Origin of the sequence: Rhizobium sp. YTUHZ045 (assembly GCF_051124255.1) — a bacterium.
Taxonomy (GTDB): Bacteria; Pseudomonadota; Alphaproteobacteria; order Rhizobiales; family Rhizobiaceae; genus Rhizobium.
In genome coordinates this window covers 365,751-389,721 of sequence record NZ_CP101435.1, presented here as the reverse complement: position 1 = coordinate 389,721, position 23,971 = coordinate 365,751, and the positions used below count along the sequence as shown (strand labels likewise).

Sequence of the window (23,971 nt, the reverse complement as noted above, 5' to 3'; positions counted from 1 at the left end):
ACGCCGCCATGACGACAGCGCGGGATGAGACGACTTTCGAAGAGCGGGCCGACCAGATCGATGAGAAGGTGCTTCTCGATGAAACCGTAGCAGAAGACCATTTCGACCGTGTCCATCAGGCACTGGTATCCAAAGGACTCGTCCTCATTCAGGGTCCCAGGGGATGCGGCAAAACTCACTTGATGCGGTTCACTGCTTTGAAGTGTCAGGATGACGCCAGCCTCCCGCTTGCGCTCTATGTCAGCTTCAATCGGTATCTGCGTCTCGAGCCTTTGCTCAATCACCGTGCAGACGCCGTTAACATTTTCCAGTCGTGGGTTCTGGCCAGCATTGTTCTGGAAGCAGACGCGCTCGCGTCCCGCCTCAAGGGCGATCCTTTCAACTTCCCAGCGTTTCTTGGCGCGGAGCGCGCCGACTTCCAGGCGATCGTGAGCCAGTTGGAGCGCCAGATCCCTCTTACCGAGCAGGAACACGAGGTAGTCCGGTTTTTGACGATTCAGAACGTTGTGAACGGCATTCTGGCGATGTGCGACCACCATGGTAGAAGTCGAGCCGTCGTCCTGCTCGATGACGCCGCACTGACGCTGACGCCGGAATACATGGTCGAACTGTTTGACATCATCCGCGTCCTGAAGAACCCGCGCATCTCGCCGAAGGCGTCTGTGTATCCGGGATCGACCGAATACGGGCCGCGGTTCCACGCCAACCACGAGGGAAGAACGGTTTCTGCCTGGCTTCCCGTCGATAGCGAGCGCTATGTGGAGACCATGCGGGAAATCGCGAATAAGCGATATCCGGTGGCCGATCAGCTTCGTCCCGAGGTCGACGAGTTATTGATCTACGCTTCGTTCGGCATCCCGCGTGCTTATCTGACGATGCTGCGTTCGTATCACGACAGTGCGGAATCCAACGATCAGGCCCGCATCAACAGTATTGTTCAAGATCACAACAAGCTCAGGTTGAGCGAATTTCGATCGCTCTCCCAGAAGGTTCCTCGCCTGGAGACCCTTGTCAGCACCGGTGAGCTCCTGTTTGGACAGGCGGTGGAAGCGATCCGCGAAGCCAATGACGAGAGTCTGGAGAGGAATGAGAAGCAGCTAATCCTGGGTCTCGAAACATCGACTCTGACGCCGATCGTCAATCGCATGATCAATCTCGTGATCGAGGCGGGTTTGCTGTTCGAGTACAAGACCGAGGTATCTCACGGTGCGGAACGGTCGTATCGCCGATTTACTCCTCATCTATCCGCGCTGATCGCGACCCGCGCTTTTTCAGGCAGAAGCCGGGGGAATTCTCCTCGGCAGGTGGTTGAATCCTTGAGACGCAAGTCGACCAAGCATCCGGTCCGGAGAAAAATCGAAACCCTGCTAGACCAGGCTACGCTCGAGGGCCTCCGTTTTAATCTGCCACCATGCGAGAACTGCGGCACACGGCGCCTTAGCGAGACGCAACTCTTTTGCCATGCATGCGGTCGCCCGCTCGTGACTCCTTCAACGTTCGACAACTGCATGAAGACACCGATCTCGTCCGTCCCAGGTCTTAGTGATTGGCAGATCAAAAAGCTTCAGGACAACAATATCAGCACCGTTGGCGACTTCGTGGCGCTCCAAGATCCTGGGACGGAGTTGCGGAACATCAAAAGGATAGGGCCGAAGCGGGCGTCCGGGATCACTGACAATGTGAATACCTACGTCGACGAGTTCATGTCATGACAAAGAAGCGTGGCAGCAAAGCCTATAAGCACGACGAAATCGTGGGCATGCAGACACTTGGCATGCCCGCGATCGATACAAGTGAGATGTTTCTGGCGCAAAGCGGAAATTCCGAGTTGAGCCCAATCGACCAGTTCATACAGAACACTGAGGCGATTAATCGAATTTACCTCCCGCTCGTGTACCGCGACGAGGGGCTGATCCGAGATGCTGGCGTTGCTACCACTCAGGATCCCGGTATATCAGTTGGTGGCAACGCGGGGGATGCGAACGTAGCTCCAGGGTCTCCGTTGTCGTCCAGGGTCCGACCAGAACTTGGTGCGCTGGTGGTGCTGGGTTACATGTCGGCCGTCGAAAGCTACTTCAGAGCGCTTCTTCGCGAACTCATCCTCGTCGACGACCACACTCATTCTTTGGTGGAACCGATGAACGTCAGCTTCGGCGCCGCCCGGCATCATAAGATTGGGCTTCTTCCAGAGGCCCTGACTGAGAACCTTTCATTCGCCGGCGACAAGAACGTCCTGGATGCGTTGAAATCCTTCGTGGGGATCAAAGGAAATCCGCCTGCACAGTTGGAGGCGAGCTTAAAGGAATTCAAGAAAGTCTGTGAAATTCGACATTGCTGCGTACATCGATTCGGCAAACTCGGTTCAAAGACGGCAATCGCTTTGGGCACCGAAAGTCATAAAAGGTTTTTAGAGCAGCCGTTCGCGCCATCGTCGGCAGATTTACAAGGCATTGCTGCTGTTCTTCGACTCTTCGTCAAGACCATGAATAATCACATTTTTAAGTCAGTGATCGAACGTATTCCAGATAGCGGCTCGTCAGATCCAGATTTTCACTACGGGTGGGGCTGGGTTGGAACATGGCGAAGTGATCGCAAAAGGTTTTCAGAGTACTACAGGATCTTCAGTTCGTCGCTAGAGAGTCCTCCGTCGCCGTCAATCAAGGACGTCTATGTCGGCCTGCGGGACTTCGTCGCTGACAGGCGGACTACAAGGCCGCCCGCAAAATCTCATCCTGTGGTCAAGGCTGCTACGGCCTAGCGCGCAAGCTCGCTTGCATACGGAAGTTTAATTGTCGCGCCTCAGAGTGCTCCTGGTGTGGCGTCTCTCTTAGCCGACGTTAACTTCTCTGGCGTTCCGATTCGACACCGCTGCCATCTTTTTTGTAATGGCAACGGTCTCCACGCTCACCCGCACGACCTTCGCGAGCAGTTCGATCATGCTCTCCTTATGGTCGGCGAAGCGATAGGCGTTGAACTTCGCGCGGATCGTCGGGTCGCGCGGGGTTTTCTCCTTGTGCTGGTCGAGCACCCAGTCGATCGCACTGCGGTTGCCGAGCTTATACTCCCATGCCGTGCGCGGGATGCCGCTGATCTGCGTGTCCCCATCGACCGCTACCAATCCCCTGTCGGGATCCGACCTGAGCACTGGCCTGGGATGCGCGCCTTCAGCGCGCTTCGGATCGGCGTTGTCGATCCGTTCGACGGGCCACGGCGCCACGTTCTCGTACCCGATATGCAGCGCCATCAGCGCCTCGCCCCACGCAGTCCATTGCGCGAAGTCGGCATAGAACGGGATGCGTGGGAATTCGCGCTTGAGGTTCATCGCATAAGTCTCCCGATAAACCGGGTCGTGAAGGACGGCGTAGACGTAGTGGAACACAGCGTCTTTGGTGACGTCCTTCTTGCCGTACTCGGCGACGAACTTGTTGAGCGCCCAGTTGGTAATGTTGTCCACCCGCTCGCCGGACTTGGTGTAGCGATATCGGGCGACAAACTGACATGCATCAGGGACGAATGTGTCATAGGATGGAATCCGATCCGTTCCGAGGATCCCAAGGCCACCGCGCTTCCCCAACGAGAACGCGATACCGGGATTATGCGCAGTTCCCACGAACAGGTCATGCAGTCGGAATAGCTGACTATTCAACATTCGGTCGAAGTAGAGAACGAGCGGCGAATATGGCCTAAAACACATTTCGGTAACCGCACCGGCATCAAGGTCCAATGGCCGACGATTTCGAACATGTCGCGCGAGCTCGCGGTGCCACTTGACGGTCCTGTCTATGGGTATACCGTCGGCCAATGACGCATCGTATTCTGCCGCAATATATTTCAGCTTCGGCCACAACAATTCGGCGGTCCGCGCCGTAACCCACTCATCCATTTTGGTCTGAATGCCACTCGAAACGAGCTGAAAGATTGATCTTGATGGAGTGGATTTGCTGCGTCCCTTGATCGACAGAGGAAGGAGACTGGACCATTCCAGCGCTCCAGCATCGAGCCAATCGTGACGAGCGTTCGGTTTGAGCACATCGGTTGAGACGGAGTCAAAGTTGCTTGCCGCGAGAAACGAGAGTTTATCTTCGGCCGCCTCCATCTCGGGCCGGCGCGCGTAACGGATCACGGCTCCGCCCTTGCCTTTGCGCCGCACTAGAAATGCGATCGTTACGCCTGTTTGTATGCCGAACACGTTGTGCGTCGTACCCGACAGCTTTGGGTTGTCGCGAACATCACCGCCCAAATCCATTAGCCAGATGTCGCTGAACTCGCGTTCTGCGACTTTGCGGAAACCGTCATATGCGTCCTTAGAGATGGGCTTGCGCCCCATCACAAAGGCGATGATTCCTTCGTCGCCGAGCCGGTCGGAAGCCCACCGCACAAAGCGCGTATACATGTCATACACGCTGTTCTTGTTCTGCGCTGTGCCCTCCTTGATGTAGGTCTGCTTGATACGCTCATCGACGCGGGCATACGGCCGGTTAGCGTTGTTCTGGTTATAGTTCTCCTGCCACGCGTTGTACGGCGGATTACCGATGATAACGCTGATCTTGCGCCGGTTCTGCCGCTTGATGCGTTCGACGTTCTCGTCGGTGATGGAACCGAACATGTCGAACTGATGACCGGAATAGATGCCCAACGCCGCAACGTTATCCAGCGTGTCCACTAGGCACAGATTCTCGTACTCGGCGAATTGCCCAGTGATCGCCTGGTATGTTGCTTCGATGTTCAGGTTGGCTACGTAGTACGGCAGGATCGCCACTTCATTGGCATGCAGCTCTTCCTTATACTTGTGCCGAAGCTTGTCATGGTTGCTGCGGAAATGCTCGAGCAGCTCGACGACGAAGGTGCCGGTGCCGGTCGCCGGGTCGAGGATCTCGACGCCGCGGTCGATCAGGTTCCTGCCAAAATGCTTCTCGCACAGCCAGTCGGCGTTGCGGATCATGAAGCGTACAATCTCGCTGGGGGTATAAACCACGCCGAGCCGATCGGCCGCCTTCTTGTTGTAGGCCTTGTAGAAGTCCTCGTAGAGCGCCTTCAGGAAGCCCTGCTTCTCGCTGTGGCTCTCGATGGCAGCCGCCGTTCGCGCGATGCCAGAATAATACGGCCCCAAATCCTTGAGGAGCGTCGTCTTCTCGCCCCTATCGGCGAAGAGCTGGTCCTCCAGTTTGTAAAGCTCGGCCGCTACGTTGTTTTTGCGGTGATAATCGGGATCGTTGAACACCTTGGCGAAGATGTCCTCGGTCAGGATGTGCTGGATCAGCATTTCGCGCACGTCATCTTCGGTCACCACGGGATTGATCGCATCGCGTGCATGGTTGAGGAAGTCGGCCACCGCCTTGGCGAACTCGGCGCTGTTCTTCTGCTTTGCGTTGATGCGCTCGCGTAGCGCCTTGAGGATTTCGGGCAGGTCGGCGGCAAACTGCTTCACCGCCTTGTTGAAGTCAGCGATCTCCTGCCTCTCGTGGGAAAAGAAGCACGTCAGCAGGCGCAGCAGCCCGTCATCGTCGGCCTGCATTTGGGCGCGCATGATCTCGGCGCCATCCTGCCACAGCACCGCCCGGACATCGTCCGTGAACACTATGTTCTCGCGCGGGTAGCCCTTGCGGAACTTCGCCTCTATCTCCTTGTCGAGATCGTCACTCTCATCTTTGGCTTCCCAATAACCGAACGGGACGCGCAGTCCATGGAGGAGCGCGCCGTCGACGTAGATGCGCGTCATCTGCTTGGTCAGGATGTCGTGCTCGGCGATGAACTGGAGGTCGTGCGCCTTGCCCCAGCGCTTGAGTAGGTCCTTGAACGCTTCGCGTAGGACGCTCTCGCGGCGACTGCCGGACGCGGCTCTCAATCGGTCGAGCTCGCCCCGGTATTCATTGATCAGGTGTTGGCTCAAAAAAATCCCCCGAGACAAAAACACAGCCTGCTCAATGCGTATCGCAGCGCGTCAAGTATGTCAGCGTCTATGTAAATTGCGTTTATAATTTGCCATTTCGTGAGCGGCCGAATCAGCCATTGCCTTAAGAACAAGTTCGTATCCTGCCTAGTGATTTGTTCCCGCGCGAGAACATTTGAGCGTGGCCGTCGGTTCATATCCTTCAAGAGCAAGTATCAAGATGGTAGCGCGGCGCCGATCGCGTGCGGCTAGGCGGAGCTACCGGTCAGGATCAATGAACATTCAACCGGGGATCGATCGCACCCACTGTCCGCGACTTGCTGAAATGACAGTCCCAATTAAACGAATTTGCAGTCCCAATTCAGATGTCATGACAACAGGCGCACAGATCTTGGATGATTTGAAGCCGCTGCTCGGCGCCACGACGAAGCCGAAGCTCGGCCTTTCCGGCAAGAATTACGGCCGCGTGGTCTACGAAGGGCTCAGGGGCGGCCTCGACTTCATGAAGGACGACGAGAATATCAACTCGCAGCCCTTCATGCACTGGCGCGATCGTTTCCTCTACTGCACGGAGGCGGTCAACCGCGCGACCGCCGAAACCGGCGAGATCAAGGGCCACTATCTCAACATCACCGCCGGCACGATGGAGGAGATGTACCGCCGCGCCGAATTCGCCAAGGAACTGGGATCTGTCATCGTCATGGTCGACCTGATCATCGGCTGGACTGCCATCCAGTCGATCTCGGAATGGTGCCGCCAGAACGACATGATCTTGCATATGCACCGCGCCGGCCACGGCACCTATACCCGCCAGAAGAACCACGGCATCTCCTTCCGCGTCATCGCCAAGTGGCTCAGGCTCGCAGGCGTCGACCATCTCCATGCCGGTACCGCCGTCGGCAAGCTCGAGGGCGATCCCCTGACCGTGCAGGGCTACTACAACGTGCTCCGCGAATTGAAGAACGAGGTCGACCTGCCGCGTGGCATCTTCTTCGAGCAGGACTGGGCGGATACGCTGAAGGTCATGCCCGTGGCCTCGGGCGGCATCCATGCCGGCCAGATGCACCAGTTGCTCGATCTCTTCGGCGACGATGTGGTGCTGCAGTTCGGCGGCGGCACGATCGGCCATCCGATGGGTATCCAGGCCGGGGCTACCGCCAATCGCGTCGCGCTCGAAGCCATGGTTCTCGCCCGCAACGAGGGCCGCGACATCGTGGGCGAGGGTCCGGAAATCCTGCGTGCCGCCGCCAAGTGGTGCAAGCCGCTCGAGGCCGCGCTCGATGTGTGGGGCGGCATCACCTTCAACTACACGCCGACGGATATATCGGACTTCGTGCCGACGCCGTCGCTCGCCATGTGATATCGAAAGGATCAAGACAATGCGCGTTACCCAGGGCTGCTTCTCCTTCCTGCCCGATCTCACCGACGAGCAGATCTCCGCTCAGGTCGAATACTGCCTGTCCCGCGACTGGGCGATCGGCGTCGAATTCACCGACGATCCCCATCCCCGCAACACCTATTGGGAAATGTGGGGCAATCCGATGTTCGACCTCCGCGACGCCAAGGGCGTGATGATGGAGGTGGCGGATTGCCGCAAGGCACACCCGGAGAGCTACATCCGCATCAATGCCTTCGACAACACCCGCGGCTGGGAGACGGTGCGAACCTCCTTCATCGTCAACCGGCCGGCTGTCGAACCGCGTCTTTCGATGACGCGGTTCGACATCCGTGGGCGGTCGCAAGCCTACGGCTGGGCGGCGGCGCGCTGACAGGGGAGGTGGGTTGAGGTCATGGCAATGCCGATGAAATCCGAACCGACGCCTTCGCCTGACGGGCGCGCCCCGTCGGGCACGGTCGATCTCCGGGAGGAATTCCGCGCTTCCGGCGTCGCGGAGGTTCTCGACGAACTCGACCGGGAACTCGTCGGCCTCAAGCCGGTCAAGCAAAGGATCCGCGAGATCGCCGCCCTGCTCATCGTCGAGCGCGCGCGCAAATCCTTTGGGCTCTCGCATATGGCGCCGACGCTGCATATGAGCTTCACCGGCAATCCCGGGACCGGCAAGACGACGGTTGCGCTCCGGATGGCCAACATCCTGCACCGGCTGGGCTATATCAGGAAGGGGCATCTGGTCTCTGTGACGCGCGACGATCTCGTCGGCCAGTATATCGGCCACACCGCGCCCAAGACCAAGGAGATCCTGAAGCGGGCGATGGGCGGCGTGCTCTTCATCGACGAGGCCTATTATCTCTACCGTCCCGACAACGAGCGCGATTACGGCCAGGAGGCGATCGAGATCCTGCTACAGGTGATGGAGAACAACCGCGAGGATCTCGTCGTCATCCTCGCCGGCTATGCCGACCGCATGGACCGCTTCTTTGAGAGCAATCCCGGCTTCCGGTCGCGGATCGCCCATCACATCGACTTTCCTGATTATAGCGACGGGGAACTGCTCGATATCGCGAAATCCCTGTTGGCTGAACAGAACTATCGCCTTGACGACGAGGCGCGCCGCATCATGGCCGACTATATCGTCGAACGCCGCAAGCAGCCGTATTTCGCCAATGCCCGCTCGATCCGCAACGCGCTGGACCGGGCGCGGCTGAGGCAGGCCAACCGGCTGTTCAGCACCGCCGCCGGGCCGGTTTCGGCGAGCGACCTTTCCGTCATCGGAGCCGACGATATCCGCGCGAGCCGCGTCTTCCGCCAGGGCGACAACGGGCAGACGGAAAATGGGAGCATGTGTGGACGGCTCCTGCGGCACAGTGGTGATTCATGCGATATCTCTCGGTCGATTGCAATCATGTGTCCGGCCTACTCGTGCGACCTACGGGTCGCTGGCCATGATGAAGTCCGCAGACAAGGTCCCAAACACATCATCGGGCTTTACAAGCTCAATGCTCCCAGGGGCTTTCCTCGTCTCCGGTCCGACCGGCTTGATCATCACATTTCAGCACCTCTCCGCCATCTCGGACGTAAAGTTACGCCCGAAATCTCATTCAAGCCGCAACGGACTTCATATACTGCTGCTCGCGGACCAGGAGCGCCCAGATAATCCTCGCTGTTTTGTTCGCGAGCGCGACGGTTACGACCCTTGCTGGCTTTCGGTCCATCAGGCTCACAGCCCAATCGTGACTGGCGCTGCTTCCATCCTTTGCGAAACGGATTATTGCGGTTGCACCGACAACCAATAGCTTTCGAATATATCCGTCGCCCTGCTTGCTAATGCCGCTCATGCGTTCCTTTCCGCCGGAACTGTGCGGTCTTGGCGTCAATCCCAACCAGGAAGCGAAGCGCCGTCCGGAGGAAAAGTTTCTAATGTCCGACACCGCCGCGGTGATGGCGCTCGCTGTTATGGGTCCCACACCTGGTATCGAGAGAAGGCGTCGTGCTGCTGCGTCAGCTCTGACACTGTCTACGATCTTCTTTTCGATCTTTACGACTTCGGCGCCTAATCGCTGCAATTGATCAATAATCGTCCACAGCATTGCGCGCGCCAGCTCCGGCAAGCTGCCCTGGATCTCGTGAAAATGCTCGACAAGTTTGGGGACGTTCTTTGCCCCGCCAGCACCGATGACGCCGAATTCGCTCAAGTGCCCACGCAATGAATTGATCAGCATCGTTCTCTGGCGAACAAGAAGCTCACGAACCTTGTGCATCATCAGTACCGACTGTTGATCGGCAGACTTCGCAGCGACGAACCGCATCGTCGGCCGTGTTACGGCCTCACAAATAGCCTCAGCATCGGCTGCATCTGTCTTGCCTCTTTTCACGTAGGGCTTCACGTACCCAGCCGGCATGAGTTTGACGACATGCCCAAGCTTCTCGATTTCCCGAGCCCAGTAATGCGAGCTTCCGCAGGCTTCGATGCCCACAAGGCACGGTTGGATACCGCGGAAAAACCGTAGTACCTCGCCTCGCCGAAGCTGCCGCCGAACCATAACGTTCCCGAGGTTATCGATGCCATGTACCTGAAAGACATTCTTCGCCAGATCAAGGCCAATCGTCGTAATCTTTCTCATGAACTGCTCCTCTATCGTTTCTGACCGCATGCCACTATGGCACAGCGGTTGCGGAGCAGGAGCCGTCCATCTCAACACATCATGAGCGACATCATTATCGCGCCCTCGATCCTGTCTGCTGATTTTTCGCGGCTGGGCGACGAGGTGGAGGCGGTGGTCCGCGCCGGCGCAGACTGGATCCATCTCGACGTGATGGACGGCCATTTCGTCCCCAACATCACCTTCGGACCGCCTGTGATCAGGGCACTGCGCAACCGCACCGACCGCGTCTTCGATTGTCACCTGATGATCGCGCCCGCCGATCCCTATCTCGCCGAATTCTCCGCGGCCGGCGCCGACGTCATCACGGTGCATGCCGAGGCGGGGCCGCATCTCGACCGGTCGCTGCAGACGATCCGCGGCTTGGGCAGGAAGGCGGGCGTCTCACTCAACCCTTCCACGCCAGAAAGCGCGATCGACTATGTGCTCGACCGCGTCGACCTGATACTGCTCATGACGGTGAACCCCGGCTTCGGCGGCCAGTCCTTCATCGCGCCGGTTCTCGAAAAGATCCGCCGCGTCAAGGCGATGATCGGCGCGCGGCCGATCGATATCCAGGTCGACGGCGGCGTGACGCCGGAGACTGCCTCGCTGGTTGCGGCTGCAGGCGCCAACGTTCTTGTCGCTGGATCGGCCATATTCGGCGGCAAGGATGAGGCGGGATACAGGTCAAATATTCTAGCGATCCGGAGCGCGGCAGAAGGCGCTCTTTCAACCGCCACATAGGGAGAGCAGATGGGGAGCAGCATGGGCGCGGATTCTAGGCCATGCTCCCATCGCGGTTTGGTCGCGGTGTCGAAGCCTATGGCGATTCTGTTTGATCTTGACGGAACGCTGATAGATTCAGCCGGGGATCTCGCCAATGCCGTCAACGAGGTCTTGGGTGAGCGTGCGCTTGGCCCACTGTCTGTGCCGTCCGTCCGGGCGATGATCGGTCATGGTATTCGCAAGCTTGTCGAAAGGGCGCATCTCGCCTGCGGTCTTGCGCTTTCGGGCGACGGCCTGGACGAGGCGACAAGGCGCATGAACGTCATCTACGCTCGGCAGCTCGTATGCCGCACCATCTTATTGCCGGGCGCAGCGGAGGCCGTGAGTGCTGCGAATGCATTGGGGGTACCATTGGCACTCGTTACTAACAAACCGGAACGTTTCGCACGGGAGATTCTGCATCATTTCGGCCTCCTATCGTGCTTCGGGATCACTGTCGGCGGTGACAGCCCGTACCGACGAAAGCCCGCACCGGACATGTTGTTTCACGCCGCACGCGAGCTGCGCGTGCCGCCAGCCGCCTGTATCATGGTCGGGGATGGTGAGGCAGATATTGCGGCGGCTGCCGCCGCCGGCATGCCGTCGCTACTTGTAGAAGGCTCCACCCAAATCGACAGCAGACCGACCTTCCGTTTAGAGACACTCGAACATTTCGCCGATTGGCTGTGCATAGCCGGTCTCCAGAGATAGTCGTGGCAATCGCTTGGAGCGTAAGGGTATTCATTGTGAATCGCGCAAGTCGATGGCGCGGTTGACCGGCTCGCCTCAAGATGCGAGATTCTGCAACGATGTTATCCGGCTTGTCCAAATCTGATCCCCCTATGACACTGCTCTGGCTGCAAGCAGGCAGTTGCGGCGGGTGCACGATGTCGGTGCTGGAAAACGGGGCGCAGGGCTGGGCTCGGGAGCTCAGATCCTTCGGCATCGAGCTCCTCTGGCATCCCTCCCTGAGTGAAGAAAGCGGCGCTGAGGCGGTCGATATCCTCGAGGCGGTGTCCGAGGGCCGGACCCCGCTCGATTTCCTGTGTATCGAAGGTTCCGTCCTGCGCGGTCCGAACGGCACCGGTCTGTTCAATCGGCTGGGTGGGACTGGCCGAACGATGTTCGACTGGATCAGGCGGCTGGCGCCTCGCGCCAGGCACTGCATCGCGGTCGGGACCTGCGCCTCCTATGGCGGCATCCATGCAGCGGCGCCTGATCCAATTGAAGCTTGCGGCCTCCAGTATGAGGGCTCGGAGGTGGGGGGCGCGCTCAGCGCTGATTATCGTTCCTTGTCAGGTCTCCCTGTCATCAATGTCGCGGGATGTGCGCCGCATCCCGGCTGGATCATGGAGACGATCGTCGCACTGCAAATGGGTGATTTCGATGAACGCGACCTTGACCTGCTCGGCAGGCCAAAATTCTATACGAAAACGCTCGCCCATCATGGTTGCGAGCGCAACGAATATTACGAGTTCAAGGCGAGTGCGGAAAAATTCTCCGATCTCGGCTGCATGATGGAACATCTCGGTTGCAAGGCAACCCAGGCCGCCGGCGACTGCAATCAGCGTGGCTGGAATGGTAGCGGCTCCTGTACCCATGGCGGCTTCTCCTGTGTCGCTTGTACCGAGCCTGCTTTCGAGGATCAAACGGGCTTTCTCGAAACGCCAAAGATCGGAGGTATACCGGTGGGTCTGCCTCGGGACATGCCCAAGGCCTGGTTTGTGGCGCTGGCCGCGCTCTCCAAGTCGGCGACACCCGACCGGGTGCGGGAGAACGCCACCTCCGACCGCGTTGTTCTTGATACCCGGCGCAATAAGGATGTGGGTGCATGAGCCGCATCATCGCCGGGCCGTTCAATCGGGTGGAGGGTGATCTCGAAGTCGCGCTCGATATCAGGGACGGCATCATCGAGCGAGCCGAGGTCACCACGACGCTTTATCGCGGCTTCGAGCAGATACTGAGCGGCCGGCCGGGGCTGGATGCACTGGTAATCGCGCCGCGTATCTGCGGCATCTGCTCGGTGTCGCAGTCGATCGCCGCCGCGACCGCGCTGCGCAATCTTGCCGGCGGACGCGCGGCGCCCAACGGCTATATCGCCGCCAATCTCGCGCATGCGGCGGAAAACATCGCCGACCATCTGACGCATTTCTATCTGTTCTTCATGCCGGATTTCGCCCGCGACGAGTATGCCGGGCGGCCCTGGTTCGGCGAGGCCGTGCCGCGCTTCAAGGCGGTGAGCGGCAGCGGTTCGGCACAGTTCCTGCCGATGCGCAAGCGGCTGCTCGAGGTCATGGGCGTGATCGCCGGCAAATGGCCGCATTCGCTCGCCTTCCAGCCCGGCGGCACGACGCGCGCCATCGATGTCGGCGAGCGGGTCCAGCTCGCGACCCTGCTCGGCGAATTCCAGGTCTTTCTCGAACAGTCGCTCTATGGCGACTCGCTCGATACGATCCTGTCGCTGGAGACGGAGGATGAACTCGCGGCTTATGCTGAGGGTATGGCGGGCGACTTCCGCTTCTTCCTCCGGCTGGCGGAGGATCTGGCGCTTTCGCGTCTCGGCAAGGGGCCGGGCTGGCTGCTCTCTTACGGTGCCTACCACACGGCCGAGGGATCGCTCCTGCCTGCGGGTGTCGCCCAGGCTGACGGCACAATCCTGCCGCTCGACGCCGGCGGCATATCCGAGGACGTGGCCCATTCCTGGTTCCTGGAGACCGGCGACCGCCCATGGAATGCCGAAACCGTTCCGACCGCCGAGAAAGAGAAAGCCTATTCCTGGGCCAAGGCGCCGCGTCTCGCCAAGGCTCCGGCCGAGGCCGGCGCGGTTGCGCGGCTTGCCGTTGCCGGGCATCCTCTCATCCTGTCGCTGATCGCGCGTGACGGCGGTACGTCGGTCCGCACCCGGATCGTCGCTCGGCTGATCGAGACGGCGCTTCTGGTCCATTCCATGGGCGGATGGCTGCGCGAACTGCGGCTCAAGGATGAGTTTTCCAGCCACTTCGCCCTGCCTGAGAATGCCGAGGGGGCCGGTCTCGTCGAAGCGGCGCGGGGCGCGCTCGGTCATTGGGTGAGCATTCGCGACGACCCGATCGAGCGCTACCAGATCATCGCCCCCACCACCTGGAACTTTTCACCGCGCGACGCGGCCGGCGTGCCCGGCCCGTTGGAGGCCGCCCTTGCCGGCCTCGACACTCGGGGAATGGGTGCGAAGTCCGCGGCCCTGCAACATGTGATTCGCTCCTTCGACCCCTGCATGGTCTGCACTGCGCATTGATTCGCCTCCGCAGGGCGGTCATGCGGCTTTCAGCGCTGAAAGGTGGCTTTCCGCCAACCTTCCGCCGACAGGATGGACGGACGCGCGGCGTCGCTAAAATAGGTAAATTGTTTCAGTTACATAGAAGGAAATCAAGCGCCGGAATACGAACTGGTCCGCTTCTTGCAAAGCTCTTCACGACAGAGCCCGGATGTTTATCCAGGCGATGCGATCGGGATGGGTTTGCTGGAGGAGCAACATGGCAGCTGCCGAAACCTTTTATGACGTCATCCGCCGCCAGGGAATTACCCGGCGCAGTTTCACCAAGTTCTGCAGCCTCACCGCCGCGAGCCTGGGCTTCGCTCCAGGTGCCGCGACCGCGATGGCCGAGGCGCTCGAGACCAAGGAGCGAGTGCCCGTCATCTGGATGCATGGGCTCGAATGCACCTGCTGTTCCGAAAGCTTCATCCGCTCGGCCCATCCGCTGGTCAAGGATGTCGTGCTGTCGATGATCTCGCTCGACTATGACGATACGATCATGGCCGCCGCCGGTCATCAGGCCGAGGCGATCCTCGAGGAGACCAAGGAGAAGTACAAGGGCAAGTACATCCTCGCCGTTGAAGGCAATCCCCCGCTCAACGAGGACGGCATGTTCTGCATCGACGGCGGCCGGCCCTTCGTCGAGAAGCTGAAATGGATGGCCGAGGACGCAATGGCGATTATCGCCTGGGGCGCCTGCGCCTCCTGGGGCTGCGTCCAGGCGGCCAAGCCCAATCCGACCCAGGCGACGCCGATCGACAAAGTGATCCTCGACAAACCGATCATCAAGGTTCCGGGCTGTCCCCCCATCGCCGAGGTGATGACGGGCGTCGTGACCTTCATCACCACCTTCGGCAAGCTGCCTGAACTCGACCGGCAGGGCCGGCCGAAGATGTTCTATTCCCAGCGCATTCACGACAAGTGCTATCGCCGCCCCCATTTCGATGCCGGCCAGTTCGTCGAGGAATGGGACGACGAGGGCGCGCGCAAGGGCTATTGTCTCTACAAGATGGGCTGCAAGGGCCCGACCACTTACAATGCCTGCTCCACCGTGCGCTGGAACGGCGGGGTATCTTTCCCCATTCAGTCGGGCCATGGCTGCATCGGCTGCTCCGAAGACGGCTTCTGGGACAATGGCAGCTTCTATGACCGGCTGACCAACCTCCATCAATTTGGCGTCGAGGCGAATGCCGACACGGTTGGCCTGACTGCGGCCGGCGTCGTCGGCGGAGCGGTCGCCGCGCATGCGGCGGTCACTGCAGTCAAGCGCGTGACCACCAAGCGCGAAAAAGCCGACGCATAAACATCAAGGGCAGGAAGCACCATCATGACGATCCAGACACCCAACGGCTTCACGCTGGACAATTCCGGCAAGCGCATCGTCGTCGATCCCGTCACCCGCATCGAGGGGCATATGCGGGTCGAGGTGAATGTCGACGAAAACAACATCATCCGCAACGCCGTGTCGACCGGCACGATGTGGCGCGGTATCGAGGTCATCCTCAGGAATCGCGATCCGCGCGACGCCTGGGCCTTCACCGAACGCATCTGCGGGGTGTGCACGGGTACCCATGCGCTGACCTCGGTGCGCGCGGTCGAGCATGCGCTTGGCATCACCATTCCTGAGAATGCCAATTCGATCCGCAACCTGATGCAGCTCGCGCTGCAGGTGCATGACCATGTCGTGCACTTCTATCACTTGCACGCACTCGACTGGGTCGACGTGGTCTCGGCGCTGTCGGCCGACCCGAAGGCGACCTCGGCGCTGGCGCAGTCCGTCTCCGACTGGCCGCTGTCCTCGCCTGGCTACTTCAAGGACATCCAGACACGGCTCAAGAAATTCGTCGAGTCTGGCCAGCTCGGGCCCTTCAAGAACGGCTATTGGGGCAATGCGTCCTACAAGCTGCCGCCGGAAGCAAACCTGATGGCTGTGGCGCATTATCTCGAGGCGCTCGACTTCCAGAAGGAGATCGTGAAGATCCACACGATTTTCGGCGGCAAGAACCCTCATCCGAACTGGCTCGTCGGCGGCGTGCCCTGTCCGATCAATATCGATGGCACGGGCTCCGTTGGCGCGATCAACATGGAACGGCTCAACATGGTGACCTCGATCATTGATCAGATCATCGAGTTCAATGACAAGGTTTATGTGCCCGACATCATGGCCATCGGTTCCTTTTACAAGGACTGGCTCTATGGCGGTGGCTTGTCCGGCAAGAACGTGCTTGCCTATGGCGATGTGCCGGAACACGCAAATGACTATTCGGAGTCGAGCCTCAAGCTGCCGCGCGGCGCGATCATCAATGGCAATCTGGCCGAAGTCCTGCCCGTCGATCATGCCGACCCCGAGCAGATACAGGAGTTCGTCACCCACTCCTGGTACAAATATCCCGACGAGACCAAGGGCCTTCACCCCTGGGACGGCATCACCGAGCCGCATTATGAGCTCGGCCCCAATGCCAAGGGAACCAAGACCAATATCGTGGAGCTCGACGAGGGCGCGAAGTATTCCTGGATCAAGGCGCCGCGCTGGCGCGGGAATGCGATGGAAGTTGGGCCGCTCGCGCGCTGGGTCGTGGGCTATGCCCAGAACAAGGCCGAGTTCAAGGATCCCGTCGACAAGGTGCTAAAGGATCTCGACCTGCCGGTGTCGGCGTTGTTCTCGACACTTGGCCGTACCGCGGCGCGCGCGCTCGAGTCGAGCTGGGCCGGCCACCAGATGCGCTACTTTCAGAATAAGCTGATCGCCAATATCAAGGCCGGCGACTCCGCCACCGCCTTTGTCGACAAATGGAAGCCGGAGACCTGGCCGAAGGAGGTCAAGGGCGTCGGATTCACTGAGGCGCCGCGCGGCGCGCTCGCCCACTGGATCAAGATCAAAGACGGCAAGATCGACAATTACCAGTGTGTCGTACCCACGACCTGGAACGGCAGCCCGCGCGATCCCGCCGGCAATATCGGCGCCTTCGAGGCGTCGCTGATGGACACGCCGATGTCCGACCCCACTCAGCCCCTCGAAATCCTAAGAACCATCCATTCCTTCGACCCGTGCCTGGCTTGCTCGACGCATGTCATGAGCCCGGACGGACAGGAAATGGCCAAGGTTCAGGTCCGGTGAGGAGGGACGGTCATGACGGTCCATGAGAACCTCGCCGCTGCCGACGCGCATGGCGAAAAGGCCATCGAGCGCCAGAGCGTCTATGTCTACGAGGCCCCGGTGCGCATCTGGCACTGGGTCAACGCCTTCGCGATCCTGACGCTGGCATTGACCGGCTATTTCATCGCCTCGCCCCTGCCTTCGGTGCCGGGCGAGGCGAGCGCCAACTTCCTGATGGGTTATATCCGCTTCGTCCATTTCGCGGCGGGGCAGGTCCTCGCCGTGTTCCTGATCCTCCGGGTCTACTGGGCCTTCGTCGGCAACATCCATGCCCGCCAGATCTTCTACGTGCCGTTCTGGAGCGGTCGCTTCTGGAAGGAATGGCTCCATGAGGTCCGCTGGTACACGTTCCTCGCGCGGCAGCCCAAGAAATATGTCGGCCATAATCCGCTCGCTCAGTTCACCATGTTCCTGATGTTCACCCTGCCGCTGTTCTTCATGGTGATCACGGGATTCGCGCTCTACAGCGAGGGCGCCGGCCGCGACAGCTGGGAATATTCCCTCTTCGGCTGGGTGTTCTCGATCTGGCCGAACAGCCAGGACATCCACACCTTCCATCATCTCGGCATGTGGGTGATCCTCGTCTTCGTCATGGTCCACATCTACGTGGCCGTGCGCGAAGACATCATGAGTCGGCAGAGCATCATCTCGTCGATGATCTCGGGCGAGCGGCTCTTCAAGGACAGGGAGGACTAGATGGCCATCCCATCCTCCTCTTCGCCGCGCATCCTCGTGCTCGGCATCGGCAACATCCTCTGGGCCGACGAAGGTTTTGGCGTACGCGCGGTGGAGCAGTTCCACAGGAGCTATGAAGTGCCCGAGAATGTCACCATCCTCGATGGCGGCACCCAAGGGCTCTACCTCGTGCAGTTCGTCAATGAGCACGACCGGCTGATCGTCTTCGACGCCATCGACTACGGCCTCGAGCCGGGCACGATGAAGGTGGTGGAGGACGACGAGGTGCCGAAATTCACCGGCGCCAAGAAGATGAGCCTGCACCAGACCGGCTTCCAGGAAGTGCTGAGCGCCGCCGATCTGATGGGCCACTATCCCGAGCGGCTGACGCTGATCGGTTGCCAGCCGCTCGATCTTGAGGACTGGGGCGGTCCGCTGACCGCGCCGGTCAAGGCGGTGATACCCGCCGCCGTAGAGACCGCGGTCCGGGTGCTGAGGGCGTGGGGCGTTGCGGTCACCGCGCGGCCGGAAGGGGCGGAGGCATCGCCGCTCCTCGAGAACGACATCGATTTCGAACGCTATGAGCGGCGCGCCGAACCGGCCGCGCTGAGCCACTGAGGAGGATTCCATGAATTACCGGAGAATTGTAGCGGCATTCGCCGCGCTGACGCTGCCGGGCGTCGCCCATGCCCATGTCGGGCTGCATTCCGATGGCACGCTGGCAGGCCTCGCCCACCCGTTCAGCGGCCTCGACCACATGCTTGCGATGGTGGCCGTCGGCTTCTGGGCGTCGACGCTCGGCGGCAGGGCGCGCTGGATCGTGCCATTGGCTTTCGTCGCTGTCATGGCCGTCGGCGGCATTCTCGGCATCCAAGGCGCCGCGCTTCCGATGATCGAGACCGCGATCGCACTGACCGTCGCGGTGCTTGGCCTGCTGGTGGCCTTCGAGGTGAAGGTTCCCACGCCTGTCGCCGCGGCCATCGTTGGCATAGCTGCGCTCTTCCACGGACAGGCGCACGGCGCCGAACTGCCGGCGATGGCGAACGCAACGGGCTATGTGGCCGGGTTCTTGGCCGCGACCATCGCGCTGCATGGCCTCGGCATCGGGCTCGCCTCGCTCCGGTTCGGCCGGGCAAGTCAGATCGTCGCCCGCATTGCGGGTGCGGCTGTCGCTCTTGCCGGCGCTGCACTGCTCAGCGGCTGAACCGCACTTTCTCCCAAGGCTTCGGCCTGACGGGAGCCGTACGGGCACCCCTGCGCCCTGCGGCTCCCGATTTCGCAAGTCCAGAACCAAGGTGAAGCGCATGTGCATCGGCATTCCCATGCAGGTCATCGCAGGCAACGAATTCGTTGCCCAGTGCGAACGACATGGCGAGGTGGCCTCCATCTCCCTGATGCTGGTCGGCCCGCAGTCTCCGGGAACCCATGTGCTCACCCATCTTGGCTCCGCAATCCGCGTGCTTGATGCCGAGGAGGCGCGCGCGATCGACGACGCGCTGGCCGGCCTCGCCGAGGCGGTCGAGGGCCGCGCCTTCGACAATCTCTTTGCGGACCTCCTCACGCGCGAGCCGGAACTGCCGGCGCATTTGCGCGACATCTGAAAAGAAAATTTCCAATCTGGAAATTGACTTTCCATCTCGCGGCCGGCGATACTTCTCTCCAGCGAAAATTTCCCTTCCAGATCAATGGAATCCAACTTCCTCCGATCTGGCACGCTGTTTGCAGATCATCTTGCAGAACACTTGCATGATGATTTGTGGAGGAGACAATGCCATCTGCCCTGGTCCGCGCCCTGAGCGAGCGGGCGCGCCTGCCCGTCGTCGACGAGACGACGATCGATGCCTTCCTGGCCCCTGCCGCGGGCGAGCCTGATAATGCTGTGCTGTTTTTCACCGGCGATCCGGCGCAGCGGCCCGAGGCCGATGACGTCGCCGTGGTCCTGCCCGAACTGCTCGGCCACTATCGCGGTCGCTTGCGGGGCGCCGTGGTGCGGCGTGCGGCAGAGGACAAGCTCAAGGCCCGCTTCAATGTGGTCGTCATGCCAAGCCTTGTCGTCACGCGCCGCGATCAGCCGGTGGGCGTGATCGGAAAGATCCGCGACTGGTCGGAATATGTCGACAAGATCGGAGCCTGGCTGGCGCCCGACGCACCGGTCATGGTCGCCTCGGGCGGTCCGAAGGTCGAGATCACCCATGCCGGCAAGGAGATCGTGCGATGAAGGCCGGTTTCTGGGTAGCCCCCGAAGGTGAAGACGCCGCGATGACGGTGATGCCGATCGGCGCCGAGCCGCCGCTCCGCGCGCGCAAGATCAATTTCCTCGCCACCAGCAGCGCCGAGGAAATGATCCGGCGCTGTCGGCGGACGGCGATGCTCCTGCCCGACATCGCCGATGCACTCGCGGTGCAGAAGGCCGGCGCGCCGGGTCGGCTGTCCGACATCACGGATTATCCCGAGGACGACCGCGAGCTGATCACCCAGACGCTGGGCGAAGGCGAGGTCGCGGGCGTCGCCGCACTTGCCAACGGCATCACGGCGCAGATGCAGGAGGCCGTCATGGCCGGCGTCTGGCGCATCCGGTTCACCGATGTCGAAGGCCGTCTGATCGGCGACTATGTCGAGGTGGCGAGCATCCCGGCCGCAGTCCGTCAGGCCTGTTCGGCGCTGCACCCATCGATCAGCCATGGTCCGGCCCCGGCCGGCGCCATGAACGTCATGCCGGTGCTGACCGAGGTCGGCGACCGGGCGGCCCGCTACCGCGACGGCGAACCGACCCATGTCATCACCTTCTCGCTTTTCCCCATGAGCCCGGAGGACATGGCCTTCCTGCAGGAGACGCTGGGCGCAGGCCCGGTGCAACTCACCTCGCGCGGTTATGGCACCTGCCGTATCGTGGCGACCGGCGCGCGCAATGTCTGGTCGGTGCAGTTCTACAACGCCATGGACACGATCATCCTCGATACGCTGGAGATCTGCGACATACCCTCGGTCGCCGTGGCTGCGGAGGAGGACTTCCGCGATTCCGAAATGCGACTCCGCGAGATCGAGGAGGCCTATTTCAAATGAGCGCCTTCGAGAATTTCGGCAAGCGCGAGACCTTGTCGGACGAGGACCGGATGGAATGCGGCATCTGCTGGCATGTCTATGATCCGGCCGAAGGCGATCCGGTCTGGCAGATCCCGCCGGGCACGGCCTTCGCCGACCTGCCCGAGGACTGGCGTTGTCCGAACTGCGATGCGCTGCAGTCCAAGTTCATGAGGCTGGGCGATGGACGCTGAGCGTGCGGAACCGGTCGGGCCCGATCCGGCCCGTCAGCTCGGGGCTCGGCTCGAGGATTGCTATCGGCATATCCATGCCACAGCCATGGTGGATGTGCCGATCTGCAACCCGGCGCTCGGCGTTGCCGCGACCGGTTTCCGCGCCTTTGGGGCGCGCGCCTTCGGCATCGTCACCACGCCCTGGTTCATGAACCTCGTGGCGGTCGACCTGCCGGATGGCGCGCCATCGGCCGCCGCCGTCTCCGGCACGACATTGCGCGTCGGGCTGCCGGCGGGCGAGGTCGAGTTCATCACTGGCGAACTCGACGGCGTCGGCAGGGTGGATTCTTGTTCCCTGTTCTCGCCGGTCTTCGAATTCGCCACGATGGAGGCAGCACTCGCCACGGCCGAGGAGGCCGTCCGCGCCTTCTTCGATCCCGCCACGCTCGAACCGCCGCCGGCGCCACCCGCCGCGGTGAACCGGCGAGATCTGCTGCGCGGCCAATTCCGCAAGCGCGAGGAGATGGCGAAATGACCTTCCTTCTCGGCGCCGGCACGATCAGGATCCAGGTCGCGGTATCGCGCTGCCTCGCCTGCTCGGTCGCGGTTGCGGCAAGCCGCCCGCAGGGCCTGACATGCATGTTTCTCGGCCGCATAGCCGACGAGGCGCCGCTGCTTGCGGGCCAGGTCTTTTCGCTCTGCGGCTTTGCCCAGTCGGTGGCCGCCCGCCTCGCGACCCTCAATGCCACAGATCGTGCGATGAGCGATGATGAGCGGATCGGCGCAGGGTTGGGCCTGCTCGCCGAACGCATATTCGAGACCCTGCGCGCCCTCATTCTCCAATGGCCGGTGCCCCTTCCCGTCACGCTGGCCGCGTCCGCCGGCAGGCATCTCCGCGATGCGCTGGCCGCCTCGCAGGCGATCATCGCCAGGGTCAAGGCCGGCAAGGTCGATCGCGCGCATCTCGAATTGCCGGTCGAGAGGCTGACGGCGGCGGCCGCAGCACTCGGCGTCACGCGCGAGGCCGATGCTCCCATGAAGGGAACGGCTTGCGCGGCGATGCTTGAGGATGTCGAGCACGACCATATCTTCGCCGGCCACAGCCCGGACCCGTTGACCAGCAGGGACGACGCCGACGTTGTCGTGCGGCTCTGCACGGAACCCGGCTATGCCAGCCTTCCGCATCTGCGCGGCCGCGTCGTCGAGACCGGCGCCTATGTTCGCCTTGCCCCGGCCAGCTCGCAGGAAGGCCCCCATCTGGCGCAACGCCTTCGCGCGCGGATAGCCGACGTTCGCGCCTCGCTCGACCAGCTTGGCTCCATCCTTGGCGATGGCGCGCTCGACTGGGCGTCCCTCGCCGGCGGCGGCCCGACGCCGGGCGCCGGCGGCTACGGCGCGGTGGAATGTGCGCGCGGCAGGCTTTATCATCAGGCGGAGATCGGCGCCGATGGCAGGCTCTCGGCCTACCGGATTCTCGCGCCGACCGAGTGGAATTTCCATCCGGCCGGTCCCTTCGTCGAGACGCTGCTGTCTTCACCTATAGGGACCGGCGACACAGCCATACGGTCGGTATCGCTTCTCGCGGTGCTGTTCGACCCCTGCGTGGCCTTCGACGTCGATATCAGGGAGGCGGCCGATGCATGAAATGTCATTGATGGAAAGCGTGATCGAAATCGCCTGCGACACGGCGCGACAGAACGGCGTGACGCGCGTCAAGTCGATCCGGCTCGATGTCGGAGTCTTGAGTCATGTCAATCCGGATGCGCTGCTCTTCTGCTATGAAGCTGTCAGGCATGGCACAATCGCCGATGGCGCAACGCTTGAGATCAACCGGATCGCCGGTGAGGGCTGGTGCCTCGATTGCGGCAAGACGGTGGCCTTGGAGGAGCGGTTCGGGGCCTGCCCTGACTGCGGCCGGCATCGCGTCCAGATGACGGCCGGCGACGAATTGAAGATCAGGGATATGGAGGTGATCTGATGTGCACGGTATGCGGTTGCGGGACGTCGGCCATCGAGGGCCACGAGCACGAGGCCGGGGGTCATGGGCATCACCATGACCATGACCACGGCCATGGGCACCACCACCATCACCATCATGACGATGGTCACGCCCATCACCATGCCCATGGTGACCACGAGCACGACCATCATCATGGCGAAGACGGCAGCGTCCACTATGGCAAGGGCATAGCCGGCGTTCATGTTCCCGGCATGAGCCAGGAGCGGATCATCCAGGTCGAGCGCGACATCCTCTCGAAGAACGATGGCTATGCCGCCGCGAACCGGCGCTATTTCGACCGCAACGGCATCTTCGCGCTGAATTTCGTCTCCAGCCCCGGCTCGGGCAAGACCAGCCTGCTGGTCCGGACGATCACCGACCTCAGGGATCGCGTCACCATCAGCGTCATCGAAGGCGACCAGCAGACGTCGAACGATGCGGCGCGCATCCGCGAGACCGGCGCCCGCGCCATCCAGATCAATACCGGCAAGGGCTGTCATCTCGACGCCCACATGGTCGGCCACGCGGTGGAGGATCTCGCGCCCGAGCCCGGCTCGATGCTTTTCATCGAAAATGTCGGGAACCTCGTCTGTCCCGCCGCCTTCGATCTCGGCGAAGCACACAAGGTCGTGGTACTGTCCGTCACCGAGGGCGAGGACAAGCCGCTCAAATATCCCGACATGTTCGCGGCGGCCGACCTGATGATCCTCAACAAGGCCGACCTGCTGCCGCATCTCGATTTCAATGTGGGCTTCTGCATCGCCAACGCGCTGCGCGTTAATCCGCGGCTGCAGACATTGACCGTTTCGGCGCGCACGGGCGAGGGCATGGAGGCCTTCTATGCCTGGCTCGAAGCCTCCGCCGCCCGGCGGGCCGCTCGGCCGAAGGTGGCATAAAC

Annotated in this window: 23 protein-coding genes and 1 pseudogene; 22 read left to right on the top strand and 2 right to left on the bottom strand. The window is 61.4% G+C overall.

From position 1 onward, the window contains the following. Nucleotides 1-8 precede the first annotated feature (8 nt). Nucleotides 9-1,712 (top strand): ATP-binding protein, encoded by a 1,704-nt coding sequence (locus NMA58_RS31365; protein WP_064829454.1) that lies wholly within the window; start codon nucleotides 9-11, stop codon nucleotides 1,710-1,712. Then, nucleotides 1,709-2,758, top strand: a complete 1,050-nt coding sequence (locus NMA58_RS31360) for a hypothetical protein (protein WP_416068641.1) — start codon at nucleotides 1,709-1,711, stop codon at nucleotides 2,756-2,758. The genes NMA58_RS31365 and NMA58_RS31360 overlap by 4 nt, the downstream gene beginning before the upstream one ends. Nucleotides 2,759-2,827: 69 nt before the next feature. Here the strand turns inward: NMA58_RS31360 and NMA58_RS31355 are convergent, their stop codons facing one another. Then, a complete protein-coding gene (locus NMA58_RS31355) occupies nucleotides 2,828-5,890 on the bottom strand; it encodes a type ISP restriction/modification enzyme (RefSeq protein WP_416068642.1) in 3,063 nt (1,020 codons plus the stop codon). A gap of 370 nt (nucleotides 5,891-6,260) precedes the next feature. Between NMA58_RS31355 and NMA58_RS31350 the strand changes: the two genes are divergently transcribed. The 3 genes and pseudogenes from NMA58_RS31350 to cbbX all read left to right on the top strand — a co-directional run. After that, entirely contained in the window at nucleotides 6,261-7,250 is a 990-nt protein-coding gene (locus tag NMA58_RS31350) for a ribulose-bisphosphate carboxylase large subunit (protein WP_416068643.1), read from the top strand. Between the two features lie 19 nt (nucleotides 7,251-7,269). After that, nucleotides 7,270-7,659: a ribulose bisphosphate carboxylase small subunit gene (locus tag NMA58_RS31345; protein ID WP_416068644.1), complete on the top strand. Its 390-nt coding sequence runs from the start codon at nucleotides 7,270-7,272 to the stop codon at nucleotides 7,657-7,659. Between the two features lie 21 nt (nucleotides 7,660-7,680). Continuing rightward, a pseudogene (gene cbbX / locus NMA58_RS31340) lies at nucleotides 7,681-8,628 on the top strand (CbbX protein); the annotation flags it as partial. A gap of 259 nt (nucleotides 8,629-8,887) precedes the next feature. Here the strand turns inward: cbbX and NMA58_RS31335 are convergent. Then, nucleotides 8,888-9,910 (bottom strand): IS110 family transposase, encoded by a 1,023-nt coding sequence (locus tag NMA58_RS31335; RefSeq protein ID WP_416068574.1) that lies wholly within the window; start codon nucleotides 9,908-9,910, stop codon nucleotides 8,888-8,890. An 81-nt stretch (nucleotides 9,911-9,991) separates the two neighbouring features. On the opposite strand from NMA58_RS31335, the gene rpe reads away from it, so the two are divergent. The 17 genes from rpe to hypB all read left to right on the top strand — a co-directional run bounded on the left by rpe (nucleotide 9,992) and on the right by hypB (nucleotide 23,969). Continuing rightward, on the top strand, nucleotides 9,992-10,675 hold the full coding sequence (rpe, locus tag NMA58_RS31330; RefSeq protein WP_416068646.1) for a ribulose-phosphate 3-epimerase: 684 nt from the start codon (nucleotides 9,992-9,994) through the stop codon (nucleotides 10,673-10,675). Between the two features lie 78 nt (nucleotides 10,676-10,753). After that, nucleotides 10,754-11,407: an HAD-IA family hydrolase gene (locus NMA58_RS31325; RefSeq protein WP_416068647.1), complete on the top strand. Its 654-nt coding sequence runs from the start codon at nucleotides 10,754-10,756 to the stop codon at nucleotides 11,405-11,407. 176 nt (nucleotides 11,408-11,583) lie between these two features. Further along, entirely contained in the window at nucleotides 11,584-12,531 is a 948-nt protein-coding gene (locus NMA58_RS31320; protein WP_416068648.1) for a HupU protein, read from the top strand. Continuing rightward, entirely contained in the window at nucleotides 12,528-13,970 is a 1,443-nt protein-coding gene (locus NMA58_RS31315) for a nickel-dependent hydrogenase large subunit (RefSeq protein WP_416068649.1), read from the top strand. Before NMA58_RS31320 ends, NMA58_RS31315 begins: the two co-directional genes overlap by 4 nt. A gap of 238 nt (nucleotides 13,971-14,208) precedes the next feature. Beyond that, complete coding sequence (locus NMA58_RS31310) at nucleotides 14,209-15,291, top strand: hydrogenase small subunit (protein WP_416068650.1); 1,083 nt, start codon at nucleotides 14,209-14,211, stop codon at nucleotides 15,289-15,291. 24 nt (nucleotides 15,292-15,315) lie between these two features. Continuing rightward, entirely contained in the window at nucleotides 15,316-17,106 is a 1,791-nt protein-coding gene (locus tag NMA58_RS31305; RefSeq protein WP_416068651.1) for a nickel-dependent hydrogenase large subunit, read from the top strand. Nucleotides 17,107-17,118: 12 nt separating this feature from the next. Next, on the top strand, nucleotides 17,119-17,841 hold the full coding sequence (cybH, locus tag NMA58_RS31300) for a Ni/Fe-hydrogenase, b-type cytochrome subunit (RefSeq protein ID WP_416068652.1): 723 nt from the start codon (nucleotides 17,119-17,121) through the stop codon (nucleotides 17,839-17,841). Beyond that, nucleotides 17,842-18,438 (top strand): HyaD/HybD family hydrogenase maturation endopeptidase, encoded by a 597-nt coding sequence (locus NMA58_RS31295; RefSeq protein WP_416068653.1) that lies wholly within the window; start codon nucleotides 17,842-17,844, stop codon nucleotides 18,436-18,438. Nucleotides 18,439-18,448: 10 nt separating this feature from the next. After that, nucleotides 18,449-19,024: a nickel permease HupE gene (gene hupE, locus NMA58_RS31290; RefSeq protein ID WP_416068654.1), complete on the top strand. Its 576-nt coding sequence runs from the start codon at nucleotides 18,449-18,451 to the stop codon at nucleotides 19,022-19,024. A gap of 100 nt (nucleotides 19,025-19,124) precedes the next feature. Then, nucleotides 19,125-19,421: a HypC/HybG/HupF family hydrogenase formation chaperone gene (locus tag NMA58_RS31285; protein WP_416068655.1), complete on the top strand. Its 297-nt coding sequence runs from the start codon at nucleotides 19,125-19,127 to the stop codon at nucleotides 19,419-19,421. A gap of 167 nt (nucleotides 19,422-19,588) precedes the next feature. Continuing rightward, nucleotides 19,589-20,038: a hydrogenase accessory protein gene (locus NMA58_RS31280; protein ID WP_416068656.1), complete on the top strand. Its 450-nt coding sequence runs from the start codon at nucleotides 19,589-19,591 to the stop codon at nucleotides 20,036-20,038. Further along, nucleotides 20,035-20,883, top strand: coding sequence for a hydrogenase expression/formation C-terminal domain-containing protein (locus tag NMA58_RS31275; RefSeq protein WP_434714960.1), 849 nt, complete (start codon nucleotides 20,035-20,037; stop codon nucleotides 20,881-20,883). Before NMA58_RS31280 ends, NMA58_RS31275 begins: the two co-directional genes overlap by 4 nt. Beyond that, a complete protein-coding gene (locus tag NMA58_RS31270) occupies nucleotides 20,880-21,095 on the top strand; it encodes a rubredoxin (protein WP_416068658.1) in 216 nt (71 codons plus the stop codon). The genes NMA58_RS31275 and NMA58_RS31270 overlap by 4 nt, the downstream gene beginning before the upstream one ends. Then, entirely contained in the window at nucleotides 21,085-21,609 is a 525-nt protein-coding gene (hybE, locus tag NMA58_RS31265; RefSeq protein WP_416068659.1) for a [NiFe]-hydrogenase assembly chaperone HybE, read from the top strand. Before NMA58_RS31270 ends, hybE begins: the two co-directional genes overlap by 11 nt. Continuing rightward, nucleotides 21,606-22,718, top strand: coding sequence for a hydrogenase assembly protein HupF (locus NMA58_RS31260; RefSeq protein ID WP_416068660.1), 1,113 nt, complete (start codon nucleotides 21,606-21,608; stop codon nucleotides 22,716-22,718). Before hybE ends, NMA58_RS31260 begins: the two co-directional genes overlap by 4 nt. Further along, nucleotides 22,711-23,052 (top strand): hydrogenase maturation nickel metallochaperone HypA, encoded by a 342-nt coding sequence (hypA, locus tag NMA58_RS31255; protein ID WP_416068661.1) that lies wholly within the window; start codon nucleotides 22,711-22,713, stop codon nucleotides 23,050-23,052. The genes NMA58_RS31260 and hypA overlap by 8 nt, the downstream gene beginning before the upstream one ends. Further along, nucleotides 23,052-23,969 (top strand): hydrogenase nickel incorporation protein HypB, encoded by a 918-nt coding sequence (gene hypB / locus NMA58_RS31250; RefSeq protein WP_416068662.1) that lies wholly within the window; start codon nucleotides 23,052-23,054, stop codon nucleotides 23,967-23,969. The genes hypA and hypB overlap by 1 nt, the downstream gene beginning before the upstream one ends. The last annotated feature ends 2 nt before the right edge of the window (nucleotides 23,970-23,971 follow it).

What these genes read in the sequence shown, in the direction of transcription:
- hybE (WP_416068659.1), top strand. Translation starts at nt 21,085, where the DNA reads ATGGACGCTGAGCGTGCGGAACCGGTCGGGCCCGATCCGGCCCGTCAG.
- NMA58_RS31305 (WP_416068651.1), top strand. Translation starts at nt 15,316, where the DNA reads ATGACGATCCAGACACCCAACGGCTTCACGCTGGACAATTCCGGCAAG.
- cybH (WP_416068652.1), top strand. Translation starts at nt 17,119, where the DNA reads ATGACGGTCCATGAGAACCTCGCCGCTGCCGACGCGCATGGCGAAAAG.
- hypA (WP_416068661.1), top strand. Translation starts at nt 22,711, where the DNA reads ATGCATGAAATGTCATTGATGGAAAGCGTGATCGAAATCGCCTGCGAC.
- NMA58_RS31365 (WP_064829454.1), top strand. Translation starts at nt 9, where the DNA reads ATGACGACAGCGCGGGATGAGACGACTTTCGAAGAGCGGGCCGACCAG.
- NMA58_RS31335 (WP_416068574.1), bottom strand. Translation starts at nt 9,910, where the DNA reads ATGAGAAAGATTACGACGATTGGCCTTGATCTGGCGAAGAATGTCTTT.
- NMA58_RS31360 (WP_416068641.1), top strand. Translation starts at nt 1,709, where the DNA reads ATGACAAAGAAGCGTGGCAGCAAAGCCTATAAGCACGACGAAATCGTG.
- NMA58_RS31320 (WP_416068648.1), top strand. Translation starts at nt 11,584, where the DNA reads ATGTCGGTGCTGGAAAACGGGGCGCAGGGCTGGGCTCGGGAGCTCAGA.
- NMA58_RS31350 (WP_416068643.1), top strand. Translation starts at nt 6,261, where the DNA reads ATGACAACAGGCGCACAGATCTTGGATGATTTGAAGCCGCTGCTCGGC.
- NMA58_RS31280 (WP_416068656.1), top strand. Translation starts at nt 19,589, where the DNA reads ATGCCATCTGCCCTGGTCCGCGCCCTGAGCGAGCGGGCGCGCCTGCCC.
- hupE (WP_416068654.1), top strand. Translation starts at nt 18,449, where the DNA reads ATGAATTACCGGAGAATTGTAGCGGCATTCGCCGCGCTGACGCTGCCG.
- NMA58_RS31325 (WP_416068647.1), top strand. Translation starts at nt 10,754, where the DNA reads ATGGCGATTCTGTTTGATCTTGACGGAACGCTGATAGATTCAGCCGGG.
- NMA58_RS31310 (WP_416068650.1), top strand. Translation starts at nt 14,209, where the DNA reads ATGGCAGCTGCCGAAACCTTTTATGACGTCATCCGCCGCCAGGGAATT.
- NMA58_RS31315 (WP_416068649.1), top strand. Translation starts at nt 12,528, where the DNA reads ATGAGCCGCATCATCGCCGGGCCGTTCAATCGGGTGGAGGGTGATCTC.
- NMA58_RS31260 (WP_416068660.1), top strand. Translation starts at nt 21,606, where the DNA reads ATGACCTTCCTTCTCGGCGCCGGCACGATCAGGATCCAGGTCGCGGTA.
- NMA58_RS31285 (WP_416068655.1), top strand. Translation starts at nt 19,125, where the DNA reads ATGTGCATCGGCATTCCCATGCAGGTCATCGCAGGCAACGAATTCGTT.
- rpe (WP_416068646.1), top strand. Translation starts at nt 9,992, where the DNA reads ATGAGCGACATCATTATCGCGCCCTCGATCCTGTCTGCTGATTTTTCG.
- hypB (WP_416068662.1), top strand. Translation starts at nt 23,052, where the DNA reads ATGTGCACGGTATGCGGTTGCGGGACGTCGGCCATCGAGGGCCACGAG.
- NMA58_RS31345 (WP_416068644.1), top strand. Translation starts at nt 7,270, where the DNA reads ATGCGCGTTACCCAGGGCTGCTTCTCCTTCCTGCCCGATCTCACCGAC.
- NMA58_RS31275 (WP_434714960.1), top strand. Translation starts at nt 20,035, where the DNA reads ATGAAGGCCGGTTTCTGGGTAGCCCCCGAAGGTGAAGACGCCGCGATG.
- NMA58_RS31295 (WP_416068653.1), top strand. Translation starts at nt 17,842, where the DNA reads ATGGCCATCCCATCCTCCTCTTCGCCGCGCATCCTCGTGCTCGGCATC.
- NMA58_RS31270 (WP_416068658.1), top strand. Translation starts at nt 20,880, where the DNA reads ATGAGCGCCTTCGAGAATTTCGGCAAGCGCGAGACCTTGTCGGACGAG.